General features: G+C 79.1%; 1 protein-coding gene. It reads left to right on the top strand.

Annotated features, from left to right (window positions below):
* The first annotated feature begins 201 nt into the window (after window positions 1-201).
* A complete protein-coding gene (locus RKE29_RS28860; RefSeq protein WP_312008656.1) occupies window positions 202-1,653 on the top strand; it encodes an NAD(P)/FAD-dependent oxidoreductase in 1,452 nt (483 codons plus the stop codon).
* Window positions 1,654-3,247 lie beyond the last annotated feature (1,594 nt).

Below are 3,247 nucleotides of genomic sequence, written 5' to 3'. Positions count from 1 at the left end.
CTGACCCCTTGGAATTGATCATCTAGGACCGGGCGGGGAGGGCACCCGGTGGTCGTGGGCCTGTGGTGGCCCGTGCCGGCGCTCATGTGGCCCGTGTCGGCGCTGCGCGCCACGATGGGCACGGACGGGCCCGGCCGGGCCCTGCCGGACCGGGCGGGTACCGGTACCGGTACCTCGGAAGCCGGAGGAGAGCGGGTAGTGATGAACGCCGCCACGGATGCGCGCACGGACGCGTACGACGTCGTAGTCCTGGGCGCGGGCCCGGTCGGTGAGAACCTCGCCGACCGGGCCGCCGCGGCCGGCCTCACCACGGTCATCGTGGAGAGCGAGCTGGTCGGCGGCGAGTGCTCGTACTGGGCGTGCATCCCCAGCAAGGCCCTGCTGCGCCCGGTCATCGCGCGCGCCGACGCCCGCCGCCTGCCGGGCCTGGCGCGCGCGGCGGCCGGGCCGCTGGACGCGGACGCGGTGCTCGCCCGCCGCGACTCCTACGTCGGCGGCTGGAAGGACGACGGCCAGGTCTCCTGGCTGGAGTCCGCGGGCATCGACCTCGTACGCGGCTTCGGGCGGCTCGACGGGCCGCGCCGGGTGGCGGTCACCGAGCCGGACGGCGCCGTGCGGTACCTGACCGCACGGCACGCCGTCGCCGTGTGCACCGGCAGCCGGGCCGCGCTGCCCGGCCTGCCGGGCCTGGCCGAGACCCGGCCGTGGACCAGCCGGGAGGCCACCGCCGCGGCCGCCGTGCCCAAGCGGCTGGCCGTGGTCGGCGGAGGCGTGGTGGCCGCGGAGATGGCCACGGCCTGGCAGGGCCTGGGCTCGCTGGTGACCGTGCTGGTGCGCGGCTCCGGACTGCTGCCCCGCTTGGAGCCGTTCGCGGGCGAGCTGGTCGCCCGGGCGCTGACCGAGTCCGGCGCCGACGTGCGCACCGGCACCTCCGTGACCGCCGTGCGGCGCCCCGTGCCGGGCGGGCCGGTGACGCTGACGCTCGACGGCCGGGAGGAGCTGGAGGTGGACGAGGTGCTGTTCGCCACCGGCCGGGCCCCGCGCACCGACGACATCGGCCTGGAGACGGTCGGCCTCACCCCCGGCGGCTGGCTGGAGGTGGACGACACCTGCCGGGTGCGCGGCGTCGACGGCGGCTGGCTGTACGCCGCGGGCGACGTCAACCACCGCGCGCTCCTCACCCACCAGGGCAAGTACCAGGCGCGGATCGCGGGCGCGGCGATCGGCGCCCGCGCGGCCGGCGGGGCCGGTCTCGACACCGGCCCGTGGGGCGCGCACGCGGCGACCGCCGACACCGCCGCCGTGCCGCAGGTCGTGTTCACCGACCCCGAGGTCGCCGCGGTCGGCCTCACGGCCGAACAGGCGGAGGCCGAAGGCCGCCGGGTCCGCGCCGTCGACTACGACCTCGGCAAGGTCTCCGGCTCCGCGCTGTACGCCGACGGCTACCGCGGCCGGGCCCGCATGGTCGTCGACCTCGACCGCGGTCACCTGGTCGGGGTCACCTTCGTGGGTCCGGCCGTCGGTGAGCTGCTGCACTCCGCCACCGTGGCGGTCGTGGGCGAGGTACCGGTCGAGCGGCTGTGGCACGCCGTTCCGGCCTTTCCGACGATCAGCGAGGTGTGGCTGCGGCTGCTGGAGACCTACCGGGGGTGACGCCGCCCGGCGGTCGGGCGTGTTCCGGAGCGTGCCGGAGCGTGGACAATAAGGCGCATGGCCAAGCAGGGGGACACGCGTCGTCAGGAAGACCGCTGGTGGGACCGGTTGTACGGTCCGGACACACCGGACGCGGGCCCCGCCGGGGTCGAGGACTCCGTGGACGACCGCTTCGACTCCGCCCTGCGCTCGGTCTTCAGCCCCTCCGACGGCTCGTCGGCGGACGCCGCCGCGGCGGCGCTCGCCGACGAGTGGGACGACCTTGAGGGCTACGAGGACTATGGAGACCACGGGGACCACGGGGACGTCGGGCGGTTCGTGGGCTACGGGTGGCGCCGGGGAGCCGACGGCTCCGGCGCGTCCGGGGGGTACGCGGCGCCTGGCGGCTTCGCGGCGCCCGGCGCCGGGGTGCCGGAGGAGTACGGGGACCTGGCCGCGCCCGAGGAGAGCGGGCCGCCGCCCCGCGGTTCCGAGCGCCCCGGGGCCGGGCCGTACGGGGTCCGGGAGGGCACGGCGCCGGCCGACGGCGTTTCCCCGTCCGGCGCCGGCCCCGTGCCGCACGCCCGACGGCCGCACGACCCGCCGCCCGCGTTCGGGGACGAAGGCGCCGACGGCGGGCCGCGGGCGGCGGACGACTCGCCCACCTGGCGGCGGCCTGGTGTCCCGCCGCGCTCCGCCGCCGTGCCCGGGCCGCGCGACCCCGGCCCCGACGGTGGCCCGGCGGACGCGGAGGCCGGTGACCGTACCGCCGTCCCGCCCTCGGCGGACCGCCCCGCTACGGGCCCGTCCGACTCCGCGGCGGAGACGTTCCCGGGAAGCCCGGCACCGGGTCCCGAGGCGCCCGCGGGCGCCTGGCCGCCGGTCGGGCGCGCCGACGGCCCGGCGGCCGGCGCCGAGGGTTCCGGCGCGGCGGGACCGGATGCCGGGGCGGGTTTCACGGGTCCGTCCGAAGGGCCGGACCCGCGGGTTACGCCGCGTGCCGCGGACGTGCCGGAGGCGCCGGACGCGGCGCCGGGAGGCGGCCGGACGGGCTGGGACAACCGGGGCGCGGGCGCCGCGTGGAGCGGGGCCGCGGCCCTGGCCTGGGGCGACCGCGAGGCGGTGGCGCCGGATGGGGCTGCCGGTGGGCCGGTTCCGGGGGAGTACGGCCCGTCGGCGGCCGGTGGCGGCCGGGACGCCGAGGCGCGGGACGGCGACGACGGTCGTCCCGGTCCCGTCTCCGGTCCCGGTCCCGATCCCGTGTCCGGTCCCGGTCCCGATCCCGTGTCTGGTCCCGANGTCCGGTCCCGGTCCCGATCCCGTGTCTGGTCCCGATCCCGGTCCCGTGTCTGGTCCCGGTCCCGGTCCCGTGTCTGGTCCCGGTCCCGGTCCCCGTTTCGGCCCCGGGGCGGCGGACGCGGGCGGCGGTGCCGCGGGCCCGGCGGCCGGCGACGCGCGGGTCGCGGAGCCGGAGGAGTGGCCGGGCGCGGCCGGAGTGCCCGGCTCCCGGGAATCCGGCCCCCTGGCGGCCGGTGACGGCCCGGCACCTGGCGCGTCGACCGCCGGCGAGCCCGCGGAGGCGGCCGTCGGCGCACCGGACCCGGCGCCGGACGGC

This window comes from Streptomyces sp. B1866 (assembly GCF_031932565.1).
In the GTDB taxonomy this organism is placed as follows: domain Bacteria; phylum Actinomycetota; class Actinomycetes; order Streptomycetales; family Streptomycetaceae; genus Streptomyces.
Note: the sequence above shows the minus strand (reverse complement) of the source record. Positions and strands in the feature narration are given on the sequence as shown.

Bases quoted from the DNA above. Each gene is read 5' to 3' on its own strand.
- RKE29_RS28860 (WP_312008656.1), top strand. From the start codon at position 202: ATGAACGCCGCCACGGATGCGCGCACGGACGCGTACGACGTCGTAGTC.